General features: G+C 72.7%; 13 protein-coding genes. 8 read left to right on the top strand and 5 right to left on the bottom strand.

Annotation, left to right across the window (positions count from 1 at the left end):
* Positions 1–77: 77 nt before the first annotated feature.
* From IE94_RS35110 to IE94_RS0101255, 3 genes are all read left to right on the top strand, one after another.
* Positions 78–461, top strand: a complete 384-nt coding sequence (locus IE94_RS35110; protein WP_051777152.1) for an ATP-binding protein — start codon at positions 78–80, stop codon at positions 459–461.
* A 248-nt stretch (positions 462–709) separates the two neighbouring features.
* Complete coding sequence (locus tag IE94_RS0101260) at positions 710–1585, top strand: helix-turn-helix domain-containing protein (protein ID WP_030145463.1); 876 nt, start codon at positions 710–712, stop codon at positions 1583–1585.
* Between the two features lie 17 nt (positions 1586–1602).
* Positions 1603–2487, top strand: coding sequence for an RpnC/YadD family protein (locus IE94_RS0101255; RefSeq protein ID WP_030145462.1), 885 nt, complete (start codon positions 1603–1605; stop codon positions 2485–2487).
* Positions 2488–2499: 12 nt separating this feature from the next.
* Here the strand turns inward: IE94_RS0101255 and IE94_RS0101250 are convergent, their stop codons facing one another.
* Entirely contained in the window at positions 2500–2892 is a 393-nt protein-coding gene (locus tag IE94_RS0101250; RefSeq protein ID WP_030145461.1) for a VOC family protein, read from the bottom strand.
* A gap of 74 nt (positions 2893–2966) precedes the next feature.
* On the opposite strand from IE94_RS0101250, the gene IE94_RS0101245 reads away from it, so the two are divergent.
* From IE94_RS0101245 to IE94_RS0101235, 3 genes are all read left to right on the top strand, one after another.
* Complete coding sequence (locus IE94_RS0101245) at positions 2967–3932, top strand: helix-turn-helix transcriptional regulator (RefSeq protein WP_030145460.1); 966 nt, start codon at positions 2967–2969, stop codon at positions 3930–3932.
* 64 nt (positions 3933–3996) lie between these two features.
* Positions 3997–4944 (top strand): LysR family transcriptional regulator, encoded by a 948-nt coding sequence (locus IE94_RS0101240; protein WP_030145459.1) that lies wholly within the window; start codon positions 3997–3999, stop codon positions 4942–4944.
* 92 nt (positions 4945–5036) lie between these two features.
* Complete coding sequence (locus tag IE94_RS0101235; protein ID WP_030145458.1) at positions 5037–6413, top strand: carbohydrate-binding protein; 1377 nt, start codon at positions 5037–5039, stop codon at positions 6411–6413.
* 139 nt (positions 6414–6552) lie between these two features.
* Here the strand turns inward: IE94_RS0101235 and IE94_RS0101230 are convergent, their stop codons facing one another.
* Positions 6553–7212: a response regulator transcription factor gene (locus IE94_RS0101230; protein WP_030145457.1), complete on the bottom strand. Its 660-nt coding sequence runs from the start codon at positions 7210–7212 to the stop codon at positions 6553–6555.
* The gene (locus IE94_RS0101225) at positions 7185–8591 is read right to left on the bottom strand and encodes a sensor histidine kinase (protein ID WP_078606368.1); all 1407 of its coding nucleotides are present in this window, start codon (positions 8589–8591) and stop codon (positions 7185–7187) included. Before IE94_RS0101225 ends, IE94_RS0101230 begins: the two co-directional genes overlap by 28 nt.
* A 188-nt stretch (positions 8592–8779) precedes the next feature.
* On the opposite strand from IE94_RS0101225, the gene IE94_RS0101220 reads away from it, so the two are divergent.
* Positions 8780–9679, top strand: a complete 900-nt coding sequence (locus IE94_RS0101220) for an ABC transporter ATP-binding protein (RefSeq protein ID WP_078606367.1) — start codon at positions 8780–8782, stop codon at positions 9677–9679.
* A 214-nt stretch (positions 9680–9893) separates the two neighbouring features.
* Positions 9894–12386 (top strand): ABC transporter permease, encoded by a 2493-nt coding sequence (locus IE94_RS0101215; protein WP_030145454.1) that lies wholly within the window; start codon positions 9894–9896, stop codon positions 12384–12386.
* 162 nt (positions 12387–12548) lie between these two features.
* Here the strand turns inward: IE94_RS0101215 and tuf are convergent, their stop codons facing one another.
* On the bottom strand, positions 12549–13742 hold the full coding sequence (gene tuf, locus IE94_RS0101210) for an elongation factor Tu (protein WP_030145453.1): 1194 nt from the start codon (positions 13740–13742) through the stop codon (positions 12549–12551).
* A 171-nt stretch (positions 13743–13913) separates the two neighbouring features.
* Entirely contained in the window at positions 13914–16040 is a 2127-nt protein-coding gene (gene fusA / locus IE94_RS0101205; RefSeq protein ID WP_030145452.1) for an elongation factor G, read from the bottom strand.
* Between the last annotated feature and the right edge of the window lie 23 nt (positions 16041–16063).

The raw sequence follows: 16063 nt of genomic DNA, 5'->3' as shown, positions 1-16063 counted from the left end.
GGTACGCACTCACCGCCACGCTGAGTGACGTGAACCAGTAATCCGCCGAACTCCCGACGTCCGTCCGCAACTTCAGCGTGCAGCTCTCCCCCACGCCGCGCGGTGCCCGCCTCGCCCGTCTGCTCGCGACCGAACAGCTCCGCTCCTGGGGGCTGCCCCTGGACCCGGCCCGCCTGCTCGTGGCCGAGCTCGCCAACAACGCGGCGGACCACGGGCGCGTTCCCGGCCGCGATTTCCGGCTCACCCTCTACGTCGTCGGCGACATCCTCCGCATCGAGGTCACCGACACCCGTGGCCAGGAAGTGCCGCGACCCCAAGCACCCGCGCCCGACGCCGAGTCCGGGCGGGGCCTGCTGCTGGTCGAGGCGCTGGCGAGCCGCTGGGGAGTGACGGAGGGCCGCTTCCCGCGCAAGACGGTCTGGGCCGAACTGCGCTGTACGCCACCGGAACCCACGTTCTGAGGTCCCGGTGGCGTCGGTGCCCTACCAAGACAAGAAACCCGGGAGAAAAGACCCCATCCAAGCCCCACCCCTCCCACCCAAGGCACGCCATCACTCGGGCGGGTGAACATCACCGGCTCAGCTGGATTTCCGGGTCCCCAACTCCCCTACTCTCAGCGCAAGCAGGCACAACCGAAAAGACATCGGCCCCCGCTGGGACTGGCATCCCGGGGCGAGGGCCTACCACCTAGGAAGCAAGGACCTTCCCGATGGATACTCGAGACCCTAGCGCGCCCCCGCGCGGCCAGTCAGCCCCTGCTGACAATCCGTCCCGTACGCGTCGCCATGTCGCGGGCATCACCCACGACAACACCCGCCACACCACCCGCTTCGTGGTGATCGGCAACCACCTGGTCCAGCACAAAGAGCTGTCGCTCCTCGCGATCGGCCTGAGCTGCCACCTCCAGTCGCTTCCGACCGGCGCGGGCGCCGACATCAAGTCGCTCGCCGCCCGCTTCCCGGAGGGCCCGACCCGTATCGCAGCCGCCCTGCGCGAGCTGGAGGCCCACGGCTACCTGCGCCGCGAACGCCACCGCACGGAGACCGGCCGGATCGTCACCCGCACGGTCTCCTGCAACCAGCCGCGCGCGAGCCGCCGCGAACCGGTCGACACGGGGTGTCCGCCCGCCAAGCGCACGCCTCCGCCGTCCGGCCGTACGGGACCCAAGGCGCTCCCCGCCGTACCGCAGCCGAGCAGCACCGCCCCCGCGCTCCTCCAGACGGCCCTCGACCTGCTGGCCGACCTGCGGCGACACGACTCCCGGCTGCTGCTCTCCGCGACCGACACGGCCCACCTGGTTCCGGGCGTCGCGGCCTGGCTGGAGCGGGACGTCGCCCCCGCCGCCGTACGCCACGCCCTGACCGCCCGCCTCCCGGACCAGCCCCTGCGCCGCCCGGCCGCGCTGCTGGCCCACCGACTCGCCGACCGGCTGCCACCGCCGCCGCCGTTCCGTACTCCGTCGGCCGCCGTACCGCCACCGCGCCTCCCACTTCAGAACTGCGACGGCTGCGACCGGGGTTTCCGCGCCCCCGAGACCGAATCCCACTGCCGCGACTGCCGCACCGCAGCCGCCTCCCCTCCCTGAACCAGGCAAGAAACCCCATGGTCAGCCCGCCCCACGAGGCGATGCACCGCATCTTCCAGCACGACCCCGGACTGTTCAGTCGCGTCTCACGTTTCCTCGGCGTCGACATTCCGAAGCCCACCGGTGCGACGGCCCTGCCGACCGACCTCACCGAGGCCAGCCCCGTCGAACGCCGCGTGGACACGCTCCTGCGCTTCGAGACGGCAGAACAGGGGCCCTTCCTGCTGGCCATTGAGGCACAAGGCAAGAAGGACCCCGACAAGCCCGCGAGCTGGGCGTACTACGTCGCGTACCTGTGGACCAAATACCGGCTGCCCACGGCGCTCCTGGTCGTCTGCCAGGACTACGCCACAGCCAAGTGGGCTCAGCAACCGGTCACCAGCGGACCGGCCCAGATGCCTGCCCTCACCCTGCGTCCCCTGGTCGTCGGCCCGCACAACATGCCGGTGATCACCGAACCGGACGAAGCCCGTGCCGACCTGATCCTGGCCAGCCTGGCGGCCATCACACACGCCACGGAACCGGTCGTCAATGCGATACTGAAGGCCCTGTCCACCGCTCTGCGGGACGCGCCCGAAGACATCGCCGACCCCATCGTCGAATTCACCGCACACGGTCTGGGCAACCGCCCGGCCAAGCATCTCTGGAGGAACCTGGTGGCCACGGACCTCTCCTTCTACAAGTCGTACATCTCCGAAGAGATCCGCGACGAAGGCCGTGAACAGGGCCGCGCCCAGCAAGGCGCCCAGGACGTCCTGCTGGTCTTGGAACAGCGTGGACTCGACGTCTCCGACGAGGTCCGTACGCGCATCACGGAGTGCGGCGACCCCGAGGTTCTCCGTCACTGGCTCGCACGGGCCGTCACCGCGCCCTCGGCCGAGGCCGTCTTCGAGGGCGAGTAGTCCCCTCCCAGCTCACGCCACCCTCGACACGCAGAACGGGTGCCCCGCCGGGTCCAGCAGCACCCGCCAGCGGTCCGGAGACGGCTGGAAGTCGGGCTTCGTGGCGCCCAGGGCGAGCAGGCGGGCCTCCCCCGCGTCCAGGTCGTCGACGCCGACGTCGATGTGGGCCTGCTTCTCCTGGTCGGTGCCCGGCCAGGTCGGCGGACGGTAGTCGGCGAGGCGGCAGAAGCCGAGGCCGGGCGCGCCGTCCTTGCCGCCGAGGAGGTAGAAGTCGTCGGTGTTGAAGGCCACCGGGAGGTCGAGGGCCTCGGCCCAGAAGCGGGCCAGCGCGGCGGGGTCGGAGCAGTCGAAGGTGACGGCCGAGAAGCGGAAGGTCGGCGCCGGGTCGTTCTGCGTTGTCGTCATGGAGAGACCGTAGGACGTGACCAGGACAGGTTCGGTCCTGGTCACGTCGGTGGATCGTGGCAGACTTCCCCACCGTGCTCAGTACTTCCGCCCGGCTGCTGCGGCTGGTCTCCCTCCTCGCCGTCCGTCCCGCCTGGACCTGCGGTGAGCTGGCCGAGCGGATGGAGGTCACGGAGCGGACGGTGCGGCGGGATGTCGCGCGGCTGCGGGAGCTGGGGTACACCGTCGACTCCGACCCGGGGCCCTGGGGCGGGTACCGGCTGCGGCCGGGGACGCGTACGCCGCCGTTGATCCTGGACGACGAGGAGGCCCTCGCCGTGGCCGTCGGGCTGCGGGAGGCCGCGCTGAGCGGGGCGCTCGGCGGGGACCAGGCGGCGTTGTCGGCGCTGCTGAAGCTGCGGCAGGTGCTGCCCAAGCGGCTGGGCGACCGGCTCGGGGACATGGACGCCGCGTTCGTGCAGACGCCGCGGGCCGGTGAGCCGCAGGTCGCGGCGGGGACGCTGCTGGAGCTGGCGGCGGCCTGCCGGCGGGGCGAGCGGGCCCGGATGGCGTACCGGGACTACGAGGGGCGCGCGAGTGTGCGGGCCGTCGATCCCTACCGGCTCGTGCACACCGGGCGGCGTTGGTACTTCGTGGCACGGGACGTCGAGCGGGGCGAGTGGCGGACCTTCCGGGCCGACCGGGTCGAGCGGTTGCAGACGACCGGGCGGGCCGTCGAGTTCACCGAACCGCCGCCCGATCCGGCGCTGCTCGTGTCCCGCGCGAGCGCGACCGGACCGTACGCGGTACTGGCCACCGTCCGCCTGCCGGTACCCATGGAGCAGGCGCTGCGGTCCATCCCCGCCACGGTCGGACTGCACCGGGCCGACGGGCCGGACGCCACGGTCGTCGAGATCGGCGGATCGAGCACGGAGGGGCTGGCCCGGTATCTGTTCAGCCTCGCCACGCCGTTGCGCGTGCTGGCACCGGACTCCGTACGGGAGGAGCTGCTGCGCCGGACCCGGGAGTTGACCGCCGCGAACGAGGAAGCACGTACTTGAAGTTTCCTCCACAGGTCCGTACCAACCCCTTGCCCCCGTCCTTCCCGCGTCGCAAGCTCCCCTCATGGAGCTGGAGTTGCGGCATCTCAAGACGGTCCGGGCCATCGCCGACGCCGGCAGCCTCACCAGGGCGGCGACGGCTCTCGGCCTCGCGCAGCCCGCGTTGAGCGCACAGCTCAAGCGGATCGAACGGGCCCTGGGCGGCGCGCTGTTCGTGCGCGGTCGGCACGGAGTGCGGGCCACCGCGCTGGGCGAACTGGTGCTGGAGCGCAGCCGGATCGTGCTCCCGGCGGTGACCGAGCTGCAGCAGGAGGCGGCCCGGTTCGCCCGTGCGCCGCGCACGGCGGAGCGGCTGCGGATCGGCGGCACCCACGGGCCCCTGCTGGGCGCCCTGCTCGACCGGCTGGCCGGGGTGGCGCCCGACGCCCGGATGACGACCTGCACTTCCTGGTCCGAGCGGGAGCTGGCCGGTCAGCTCTCCGAGGGGCGGTTGGACTTCGCGCTGGCCGGGACCTGCGGCACCGCGGCACCGCCCGCCGGTGAGGGGCTGGTGTGGCGGGAGGTCGCCGTCGACCCGGTGTTCGTCATGATGACCGAGGGCCACCCGCTCGCCCACCGCGCGGAGGTGGACCTGACCGAGCTGGCCGACGAGGAGTGGGCCTGCGTACCCGGCGACGGCTGCTTCGGCGACTGCTTCACCGCGTCCTGCGCCCGCGCGGGCTTCACCCCGCGCCGCATGTACGAGACGGACACCGCGTCGCTCGTGCACCTGGTGCAGGTGGGGCGGGCGGTCGGGCTGTGCCGGGCGGCCTTTCCGACCACGCCGCAGATCGTGACCCGGCCCCTGACCGGCACCCCGCTGACCTGGCGGCACCTGCTCGGCTGGCACGCGGCGACGCAGCGGCAGGACACCGCCGCGGCCGTGCTCTCGCAGGCGCGCATGGCGCACGCGGGCGTGGCCGCGAACAGCGACAGCTACACGGAGTGGATGTCGGCCCACCGGGTTCCATAACACCGGGGAGAGGGACGACTGACGTCTTATGGCGGCCGGTCGGCCCTCCCTACGGTTTCGGCACCTCCCCACCGAGACCGAGGAGATCCCCCATGTCCCACCGACACCGACACCACAGAGCCGTGGGTGCCGCCGTCGCCGCGACCGCGGCCCTGCTCGTGGCCGGGCTCAGCGGCTCCGCGAGCGCCGGGACGGCACCCGCCGGTTCCTCCCCCACCGCGGCCGAGACCCTGCGCACCGACGCCGCGCCCCCGGCTCTCCTCAAGGCCATGCGGCGGGACCTCGGACTGGACCGCGGGCAGGCGGAGCGCCGCCTCGTCAACGAGGCCGAGGCGGGCGCCACGGCGGGCCGGCTGCGGGCCGCGCTCGGCGGCGACTTCGCGGGCGCGTGGGTGCGCGGCGCCGAGTCCGGCACCCTGACCGTGGCGACGACCGACGCGGGCGACGTCGCCGCGATCGAGGCGCGGGGCGCCGAGGCGAAGGTCGTACGCCACTCGCTCGCCGACCTGGACGCGGCCAAGGCCCGCCTGGACGAGGCGGCGGCCGGCCTGAACACCGCCGACGCGCCCATCTGGTACGTCGACACCCGCGACAACACCGTCGTCGTCGAGGCGATACGTCCGGCCGCGGCCCGTGCGCTGCTGGCGGCGGCCGGTGTCGACCGGTCCCTCACCCGCGTCGAGTCCCGCACCGAGCGGCCCCGCACCTTCTACGACCTGCGCGGCGGCGAGGCGTACTACATCAACAACAGCAGCCGCTGCTCGATCGGCTTCCCCGTCACCAAGGGCACCCAGCAGGGCTTCGCCACCGCGGGCCACTGCGGCCGGGCCGGCGCCGCCACGACGGGCGCCAACCGGGTGGCCCAGGGCACCTTCCAGGGCTCGGTCTTCCCGGGCCGCGACATGGCGTGGGTGGCCACCAACTCCAGCTGGACGGCGACCCCGTACGTCCTCGGCGCCGGTGGGCAGAACGTCCAGGTGACCGGTTCCACGGCGGCTCCGGTCGGCGCGTCCGTGTGCCGCTCGGGCTCGACGACCGGCTGGCACTGCGGCACCGTCACGCAGCTGAACTCCAGCGTCACCTACCAGGAAGGCACCATCTCCCCGGTCACCAAGACCACGGTGTGCGCGGAGCCCGGCGACTCCGGCGGCTCGTACATCTCCGGCAGCCAGGCGCAGGGCGTCACCTCGGGCGGCTCCGGGGACTGCCGCTCCGGCGGGGAGACCTTCTTCCAGCCGATCAACGCGCTGCTCCAGAACTACGGGCTCACGCTCAAGACGACCAGCGGCGACGGCGGCGAGGAGCCCGGCGAGCCTGGCGAGCCCGGCGGCACCTGGGCGGCCGGCACCGTCTACCAGCCCGGCGACACCGTGACGTACGGCGGCACCACCTACCGCTGCCTCCAGGGCCACCAGGCATACGCGGGCTGGGAGCCGCCGAACGTTCCGGCGCTGTGGCAGCGGGTGTGACACCCCACTGACCCCCCACAGGGGGACAACGGGGGACGGGTCCGGGCGTGCGTGAGGGAGAGCGCCCGGGCCCGGTCACGTCGGCGTCGGCGTCGGCGTCGGCGTCGGCGTCGGCGTCGGCGTCATGGTCGCGTCCGCGTCACGCGCGGAGATACGTCAGCACCGCCAGCACCCTGCGGTGGGTCTCGGTCGCCGGGGGCAGGTCGAGCTTGGTGAGGATGCTGCCGATGTGCTTGCCCACGGCCGCCTCGGATACGACGAGTTCGCGGGCGATGGCCGCGTTGGACCTGCCCTGAGCGATCAACGCGAGCACCTCGCGCTCGCGCGGGCTGAGCCGCTCCAGGGGGTCCCGGCGGCGGCGCAGCAACTGGCGTACCACCTCCGGGTCGACGACCGTGCCGCCCTCGGCGACCTCGGCCAGCGCCTCGACGAACTCCTCGACCTGGCCGACCCGGTCCTTGAGCAGGTAGCCCACGCCGGTGCCGTCGCCGGAGTCCAGCAGCTCGGCCGCGTAGGCCCGTTGCACGTACTGGCTGAGGACGAGCACGGGCAGCGTGGGCCGCTCCCCGCGCAGGCGTACGGCCGCGTGCAGGCCCTCGTCCTGGAAGCCGGGCGGCATGCGCACATCCGTGACGACGACGTCCGGGGCGTGCTCCGTCACGGCCGCGACGAGGGCGTCCGCGTCGCCGACGGCTGCCACGACCTCGTGACCGAAGCGGGTGAGCAGGCCGGTCAGGCCGTCCCGCAGCAGCACGCTGTCCTCGGCCAGTACTACGCGCAAGGATCGCGAGGGCCGCAAGGATCGCAAGGAATCTCCACGCTCAGCAGGGTCGGTCCGCCCGGCGGGCTGGACAGGGAGAGTCTGCCATCCAGGACCGATACCCGGTCGGCGAGCCCGGTCAGCCCGCTGCCCGCCGCCGCGTCGGCCCCGCCCCGGCCGTCGTCACCGACCCGCAGGACGAGCCGCCCGTCGCGGTGGCCGCCGGTCACCTCCGCGCGGGAGGCGCCGCTGTGCCGGCCGATGTTGGCGAGGGCCTCGCAGACCACGAAGTAGGCGGCGGCCTCCACCGCCTGGGGCAGCCGTCCGGGCAGCTCCAGGGCGACGTCGACGGGGACGGCGGACCGGTCGGCGGCGTCGGCGACGGCCGCCGGCAGGCCGTAGTCGGCGAGGACCTTGGGGTGGATGCCGTGGATGAGTTCGCGCAGCTCCTCCAGGGCCTTGCCCGCCTCGCCGTGCGCCTTGGCGAGCTGGTCGGCCAGCGGCCCCGGCGGGGCGTCCAGACGGGCCAGGCCGAGAGCCATGGTCAGGGCGACCAGGCGCTGCTGGGCACCGTCGTGCAGGTCGCGTTCGATCCGGCGCCGCTCGGCCTCGAAGGCGTCCACCAACCGCACCCGGGAGCGGGTGAGTTCGACGACCCTGGCCTCCGGATCGCCCTCGCGCGGGGCGCCCACGAGGACGCGGGCCAGCTCGGCGCGCGCGCCCGCCGCCAGACCCAGCGCGTAGCCGCCGAGGGCGAGGAGCAGCAGCCCGAGCACCGCGACGCCGGTCGCGGCCGGCCAGGTGGTGACCGTCCACTGCTTGAGGACCTTCGCCTCCTCGCCCCCGCCGTACGAGGCCATCACCAGCGGGGTGGCGGCCAGGTGGAGCGGTGCCGCCAGGGCGAACGCGACGACCACGGCGTCCAGCGGCCACAGCAGCACGGCGAACAGCGACGCGTGGCCCAGCTCCCGCCAGGTCGCCCGCTCGCGCAGCCGGGTGACCAGCCAGGGCCAGGGGCCGGTCGCGGGCGGCTGCCGTACCCGGCGGGCGGGTGCGGGGGCGCGGTCGACCAGGCGCAGCCGGTGCCGCTCCAGGCGGGCCACGGGGATGCCGGCCAGGGCGGTGAGCACCAGCAGCGGCAGGCCCACCAGGACGACCGAGAGCACGCCCGCGAGGACGAGGGCGGCCACGAGCCCCACCAGGACCAGGGCACCGGCCACCGCCCCGCTCACCAGGTAGGCGACGGCGCGCCAGGGCCACGCCGAGAGCAGGTAGCCGCGGGCGGGCAGGGCCTGCCACACGGTCCGCGGACGGAGTCGGGAGCGGGCCTGCCACACGGTGCGCGGACGGAGTCGGGAGCGGGCCTGCCACACGGTGCGCGGACGGAGTCGGGAGCGGGGATCGGGGCCGGGGTGCATGCGGATCACCGTAGGACCCGTGCGTGCGGCGCCACCATCGGTCCAGTGGGCGTGCGGGGGGTATGGCCCGCCCCACCCCCGTTCTCGCCCCTGCCGCACTGCGCCGGGACCGCCGCGGGCGGTTTCGTGGTGCCGGTCAGCGAGTGACCAGGCAGGCGCCCTTCCCGGCGCCCGGCGGACGGGGACACATGAACGACACCGGCCACATCGACCGCACGAGCCACAAAGGCCGCACGGAACGCACGGAACGCACCGACCGCAGCAGCAACACAGGCCGCACGGACCGCAGCAGCCACACAGATCGCACAGACCGCACGGACCTCACCGACCACATCACCCACACCACCCCCACGGACGACGACGCGGTCCGGCTGCGCGCCGTGAGCCGGCGGTACGGGGTGGGCGACAGCGCGGTGACGGCCCTCGACGCCGTCTCCGCCGGCTTCCGCCGGGGTACGTTCACCGCGGTGATGGGCCCCTCCGGCTCGGGCAAGTCGACCCTCCTGCAGTGCGCGGCCGGTCTCGACCGGCCCACGTCGGGGTCGGTCGTCCTCGGCGGCACCGAGCTGACCGGGCTGAGCGAGCGGCGGCTGACCCTGCTGCGCCGGGAACGCGTCGGCTTCGTCTTCCAGGCGTTCAACCTGCTGCCGTCCCTGACCGCCGAGCAGAACGTCGCCCTCCCCCTGCGGCTGGCCGGACGCCGCCCTCCCCGCGGGCGGGTGCGCGAGGTGCTGCGCCGGGTGGGTCTCGCCGACCGCGCCCGGCACCGGCCCACCGAGTTGTCCGGCGGCCAGCAGCAACGCGTCGCACTGGCCAGGGCGTTGATCACCCGCCCGGAGGTGCTGTTCGCCGACGAGCCGACGGGGGCGTTGGACTCGCACACCGGCCGCGAGGTGCTGGCCCTGCTGCGCGGCATGGTCGACGTCGACGGCCAGACGGTCGTCATGGTCACCCACGACCCGGTGGCCGCCGCCCGCGCCGACCGCGTGCTGTTCCTGGTCGACGGCCGCGTCCACGACGAACTGACCGGCGCCGGAGCCGATGTCATCGCCGCCCGCATGACCCACCTGGAGCCCACCCCGTGCTGACCACCGCCCCGCACCCCCCGCTCCCCCGCCCTCACCCCCACCGGCACCGGCACCGGCACCGGCACCGGCACCGGCACCCACACCACACCGGCACCGGCACCGGCATTGGCACCGGCCACCCCACCCCCACCCCGGCCGGAGCCCACCCCGTGCCGACCACCGCCCCACCCCACCCGCGAGCCACGCTCCACCCACCCCACCCGGAGGCCACCCCGTGCTGACCCTCACCCTGTGCACCCTGCGCGCCCGTTGGGTCACCTTCGTCGGGAGCTTCGTGGCGTTGGCGCTGGGTGTCGCGCTGCTCACCGTCACGGGGCTTGCGCTGGCCGCCTCGCTGGACTCCCCCGACCGGGCACCGGAACGCTTCGCCGCCGCGCCCGTGGTGGTGCGGGGGCAGGACACCCTGCGGGTGCCGACGCCCGCCGGGGAGCGTACGCAGCGGCTGGCGCTGCCGCGGGCCGTGCCCGGCGCCGTCCTGGCCCGCCTGGAGCGGCTCGGCACCGTCGTCGCGGACCGGTCCTTCCCGGTACGCGTCCGGGGCGGGCACGGCCCCGGTGAGCTGGTGGGCCACCCCTGGTCCACGGCCGCGTTCGCCCCGTACCGGATCGACACGGGCCGCGCACCCCGCACCGCCGGCGAGGTCGTCGTCACCGGCGGCTGGGCCGCCCCGGGCGAGCGGGTGCGCACGGACCGGGGCACCCTGCGGGTGGTGGGGACCGTGCCCGGCCTCGGTTTCGAGGATGCCGTCTTCTTCACCGACGCGCGGGCCGCCGAACTCGCTCCGCTCAGCGTCCAGTCGGCGGTCGACGCGGAGGCGTCCGCCGTACGGGAGGCGGTACGGGACGCCGTACGGGACTCGGTGCCGGGCAGCGCCGGTGTCCGGGTGCTCACCGGGGACGAGCGGCGGTACGCGGACGCCGACCCCGACCGGGACGCCGAGGCGCTCACCGCCCTGAACGCCCTGTTCGGCACGGCCGGCGGCGTCACCGCCTTCGTGTCGGTGTTCGTCGTGGCGTCCACCTTCGCCTTCGCGGTCGCCCAGCGCCGCCGCGAGTTCGGGCTGCTGCGCACGGCGGGGGCCACGCCGGGGCAGCTCCGCCGGACGGTGGTCGCCGAGGCCGCGCTGGTCGGCGTACTCGCCTCCGGCACGGGCTGCGTGCTCGGCGCGTACGGTGCGCCGCCGCTGGTGCGCCGGGTGGTCGACGAGGGCCTGGCCCCGTCCTGGTTCGCCCTCGGCGACCACACCTGGCCCTTTCACCTGGCCTTCTGGACCGGCCTGCTGACCGCTCTGTGCGGCGTGGTCGCGGCGTCCTGGCGGGCGGGGCGCACCGCACCGGCCGAGGCCTTGCGGGAGGCGTCGGTGGACGCCGGGGCGATGACCCGCGGGCGGTGGCTGTCGGGACTGGGCCTGGGGCTGACCGCCCTGGTGACCCTCGGCCTCGCCCTCGTGGACGACCCCGGCGACCTGCTGCACCGCAAGACCTATGTGACGCGCCCGATGCTGCTGATCGCCGCTGCCGCGCTGCTCGCCCCGGTCGTGGTGCGCCCGCTGACCCGGCTGCTGACCTGGCTGCCGGCCCGTCTGCCGGGCGCCACCGGCCTGCTCGTCCGGGAGAACGCCGCGGCCGGTGTCCGCCGTACCGCGGCCGTCGCGGCGCCGGTGCTGGCCACGGTCGCGCTCACGGGCTCGCTGCTGGGCGCCGTCGCGACGCTGGACGGGGCGAGGGCCGCCGAGACCCGGGAGCGGACCACCGCCGACTTCGTGGTCGCGGCCCCGGCCGGGTCGGGCTTCGACGCGGCGGCCGTGGAGCGCCTGCGCGCGGTGCCGGGGGCGGCCCGGATCTCCCCGAGCGCGTCGAGCGCGGTGTACGCCCTGGAGGACGGCGTGGCCCTGATCCGCTCCGACGCGCGTGCCGTCGCCGACTCCGGCGCCCTCGCCGCGACCGCCCGGCTCCCGGTCGCACGGGGGCGGGTCACCGACCTGGACGACCACTCGGTCGTCGTGAACGAGGAGTGGGAGCAGCACACGGTCGGCCGGAGCGTGCGGGTCCGGCTCGGGGACGGCACGGCGAAGACGCTGCGCATCGCCGCGGTGCTGCGCACCGGCACCGGTGACAACGGCGTCTACGTCACCGCGGCCAACGCCGCCGGCGCCCCCGTCGACCGGGTGGACGTGGCCCTCGCCGACGGCGCCGACGCCCACGCGGTGGCCGCCGGGCTGCGCGGGGCGGTGGCGGCGACCGGCGGCCGGGTGTCGAGCGGGGACGAGTGGGCCGCGGCGGCCTCGCCCGGGTCCCGGGGCGCGACGCGGGCGGGCCTTCTCCTGGTCCTCGGCATCGCCCTGCTCTACACCGGGATCTCCGTGGTCAACACCCTGGTGATGGCGACGTCCGACCGGGTCCGCGACCTGGCGGTACTGCGGCTCGCCGGGGCCACCGACGGACAGGTGCTGCGGCTCGTCGCCGTGGAGTCGCTGACGGTGGCGGCGGCCGGGGCCCTCCTCGGGCTGCTCGTCGCCGGGCTCGACCTGGCCGGGATGGGGGCGGCGCTGCGCCTGCTCTCGGTCCCCGCCGCGCCGGTGGTGCCGTGGGCGGCCGTCGGGACGGCGGCCGGCGCCTGCGCCGTGCTCGCGGTGGTCGCCTCGGTGGTCCCGGCCGGCCTGGCCCTGCGCCGCCGGGCGGTGGGCTCCGCCGGCCTGCGCGGATGACGGCCGGTGGAACCGGCAGGGAACGGCAGGGAACGGCATGGAACGGTAGGGAACGGCGTGGAACGGTAGGGAACGACGAAAGGGCCCGTACGACCGGAGTCGTACGGGCCCTTTCAGGCATCAGCCCATGTCAGGTCGCGTTGACCGACAAGCAAGCGGAGCTTACTTGTTGATCTTGGTGACCTGGCCGGCGCCCACGGTCCGGCCACCCTCGCGGATGGCGAACTTCAGGCCCTCTTCCATGGCGACGGGCTGGATGAGCTCCACCTTCATCTCGGTGTTGTCACCCGGCATGACCATCTCGGTGCCCTCGGGGAGGGTCACGACGCCGGTCACGTCCGTCGTACGGAAGTAGAACTGCGGACGGTAGTTGTTGAAGAAGGGGGTGTGACGGCCACCCTCGTCCTTCGACAGGATGTAGGCCTGGGCCTCGAACTCGGTGTGCGGGGTGACCGAGCCCGGCTTGATGATGACCTGGCCGCGCTCGACGTCCTCGCGCTTGATGCCACGGAGGAGCAGACCGACGTTCTCACCGGCCTGGCCCTCGTCGAGGAGCTTGCGGAACATCTCGATGCCGGTGACCGTGGTGGTGGTCTTCTCGGTCTTGATGCCGATGATGTCGACGGTCTCGTTGACCTTGAGGACACCACGCTCGATGCGGCCGGTGACGACCGTACCGCGACCGGTGATGGTGAAGACGTCCTCGATCGGCATCAGGAACGGCTTGTCGACGTCGCGCTCGGGCTCCGGGATGGCCTCGTCCACGGCCTTCATGAGCTCGAGGACCGAGTTGCCCCACTCCTTGTCGCCCTCGAGGGCCTTCAGAGCGGAGACCTTGACGACCGGAAGCTCGTCGCCCGGGAACTCGTACTCGGAGAGGAGCTCACGCACCTCGAGCTCGACGAGCTCCAGGATCTCCTCGTCGTCCACCATGTCGGCCTTGTTCAGGGCGACGACGATGTACGGAACGCCGACCTGGCGGGCCAGAAGCACGTGCTCCTTGGTCTGCGGCATCGGGCCGTCGGTGGCGGCGACCACGAGGATGGCGCCGTCCATCTGCGCCGCACCCGTGATCATGTTCTTGATGTAGTCCGCGTGACCGGGGCAGTCGACGTGGGCGTAGTGACGGGTCTCCGTCTGGTACTCGACGTGCGCGATGGAGATGGTGATACCGCGCTGGCGCTCCTCGGGAGCCTTGTCGATCTGGTCGAAGGCCGAGGCCTCGTTCAGGTCCGGGTACGCGTCGTGCAGCACCTTGGTAATGGCGGCCGTGAGGGTCGTCTTACCGTGGTCGATGTGACCGATGGTGCCGATGTTGACGTGCGGCTTAGTCCGCTCGAACTTCGCCTTCGCCACTGGGGTCCTCCTGTGGAGTGGTTCTGTACGCCTTACTCATCGGCGCCAGGTGATCTTTGCTGGGAAACCCGGGCCCGGGGCATTCCACCGGGTTCACGGCGGAATGCCCCATGCAGGCTCCGGGGTCAAGCCTAAAGCGTGAGAACGGGGTCCGTTGAACGGAGTAGCCCGTTACTCGCCCTTGGCCTTCGCGATGATCTCCTCGGCGACGTTCCGGGGAACCTCGGCGTAGGAGTCGAACTGCATCGAGTAGCTTGCGCGACCCGACGTCTTGCTGCGGAGGTCTCCGACGTAGCCGAACATCTCCGACAGCGGCACGAGGCCCTTCACGACGCGGGCACCCATCCGCTCCTCCATGGCCTGGATCTGGCCACGGCGGGAGTTGATGTCGCCGATGACGTCACCCATGTAGTCCTCGGGCGTGGTGACCTCGACGGCCATCATCGGCTCCAGGAGCACCGGCGAAGCCTTGCGCGCGGCCTCCTTGAAGGCCTGCGAACCGGCGATCTTGAAGGCGAGCTCGGAGGAGTCGACCTCGTGGTAGCCACCGTCGATGAGCGTGACGCGGACGCCCGTCATCTCGTAGCCGGCCAGGATGCCGAACTGCATGGCCTCCTGCGCACCGGCGTCCACCGAAGGGATGTACTCCTTCGGGATGCGGCCACCGGTGACCTTGTTCACGAACTCGTACGAGGCGTCGCCGCCCTCGATCGGCTCGATCGCGATCTGCACCTTGGCGAACTGACCGGTACCACCGGTCTGCTTCTTGTGGGTGTAGTCCACGCGCTCGACGGCCTTGCGGATCGTCTCGCGGTAGGCGACCTGGGGCTTGCCGACGTTGGCCTCGACCTTGAACTCACGGCGCATGCGGTCGACCAGCACCTCGAGGTGCAGCTCGCCCATACCACCGATGATGGTCTGGCCCGTCTCCTCGTTCGTGTGGACCTGGAAGGACGGGTCCTCCTCGGCCAGGCGCTGGATCGCGACGCCGAGCTTCTCCTGGTCGCCCTTCGACTTGGGCTCGATGGCGACCTGGATGACCGGCGCCGGGAAGTCCATGGACTCCAGGATCACCGGGCTCTTGTCGTCGGACAGCGTCTCACCGGTGGTGGTCTGCTTCAGACCCATCACGGCGACGATGTCACCGGCGCCCACCGACTCGATCTCCTCACGCTTGTTGGCGTGCATGCGGTAGATCTTGCCGATGCGCTCCTTGCGGCCCTTGACGGAGTTCAGCACCGCGGTGCCGGACTCCAGGCGGCCGGAGTACACCCGGACGAAGGTGAGCTTGCCGAGGTGCGGGTCGCTCATGATCTTGAAGGCGAGCGCGGCGAGCGGCTCGTCCTCCGACGGCTTGCGCTTGACGACGACCTCGGGGTCCTTGACGTCGTGGCCCTCGATGGCCTCGACGTCGAGGGGGGTCGGCAGGTAGCGCACGACCGCGTCGAGCAGGGGCTGGACGCCCTTGTTCTTGAACGCGGTGCCGCAGAACACCGGGGTGACCGTGGTGTCGCTGGACTTGCCGGAGGCGATGGTGATGCGACGGATCGCGGCGTACAGCTGCTCCTCGGTGGGCTCCTGGCCCTCCAGGAACAGCTCCATGACCTCTTCGTCGTTCTCCGCGACGGCCTCGACCAGCTTGCCGCGCCACTCCTCGGCGGCCTCGGTGTGCGTGGCCGGGATGTCGACGACGTCGTACATCTCGCCCTTGGCGGCCTCGGCGGACCACACGAGCGCCTTCATGCGGACCAGGTCCACGACGCCCTTGAAGTCGGCCTCGGCACCGATCGGGAGCTGCATGACCAGCGGCTGGGCACCCAGGCGGTCCGAGATCATCTCCACGCAGCGGTGGAACTCGGCGCCGGTGCGGTCCAGCTTGTTGACGAAGCAGATACGCGGCACGCCGTAGCGGTCGGCCTGACGCCACACCGTCTCGGACTGCGGCTCGACACCGGCGACACCGTCGAACACGGTCACGGCACCGTCGAGCACACGCAGGGAACGCTCCACCTCGACGGTGAAGTCGACGTGCCCCGGGGTGTCGATGATGTTGATCGTGTAGTCGTTGTCCTCGAGCGGCCAGTGACAGGTGGTCGCAGCAGACGTGATCGTGATGCCACGCTCCTGCTCCTGCTCCATCCAGTCCATTGTGGCGGCACCGTCGTGGACCTCACCGATCTTGTACGACACACCGGTGTAGAACAGGATCCGCTCGGTGGTGGTCGTCTTGCCCGCGTCGATGTGGGCCATGATCCCGATGTTGCGGACCTTGGCCAGGTCAAGTGAAGTGGTAGCCATAAGGCTTCAGTCTTCTCTCGGTC

This window comes from Streptomyces violaceorubidus (assembly GCF_000717995.1).
Taxonomy (GTDB): domain Bacteria; phylum Actinomycetota; class Actinomycetes; order Streptomycetales; family Streptomycetaceae; genus Streptomyces; species Streptomyces violaceorubidus.
Note: the sequence above shows the minus strand (reverse complement) of the source record. Positions and strands in the feature narration are given on the sequence as shown.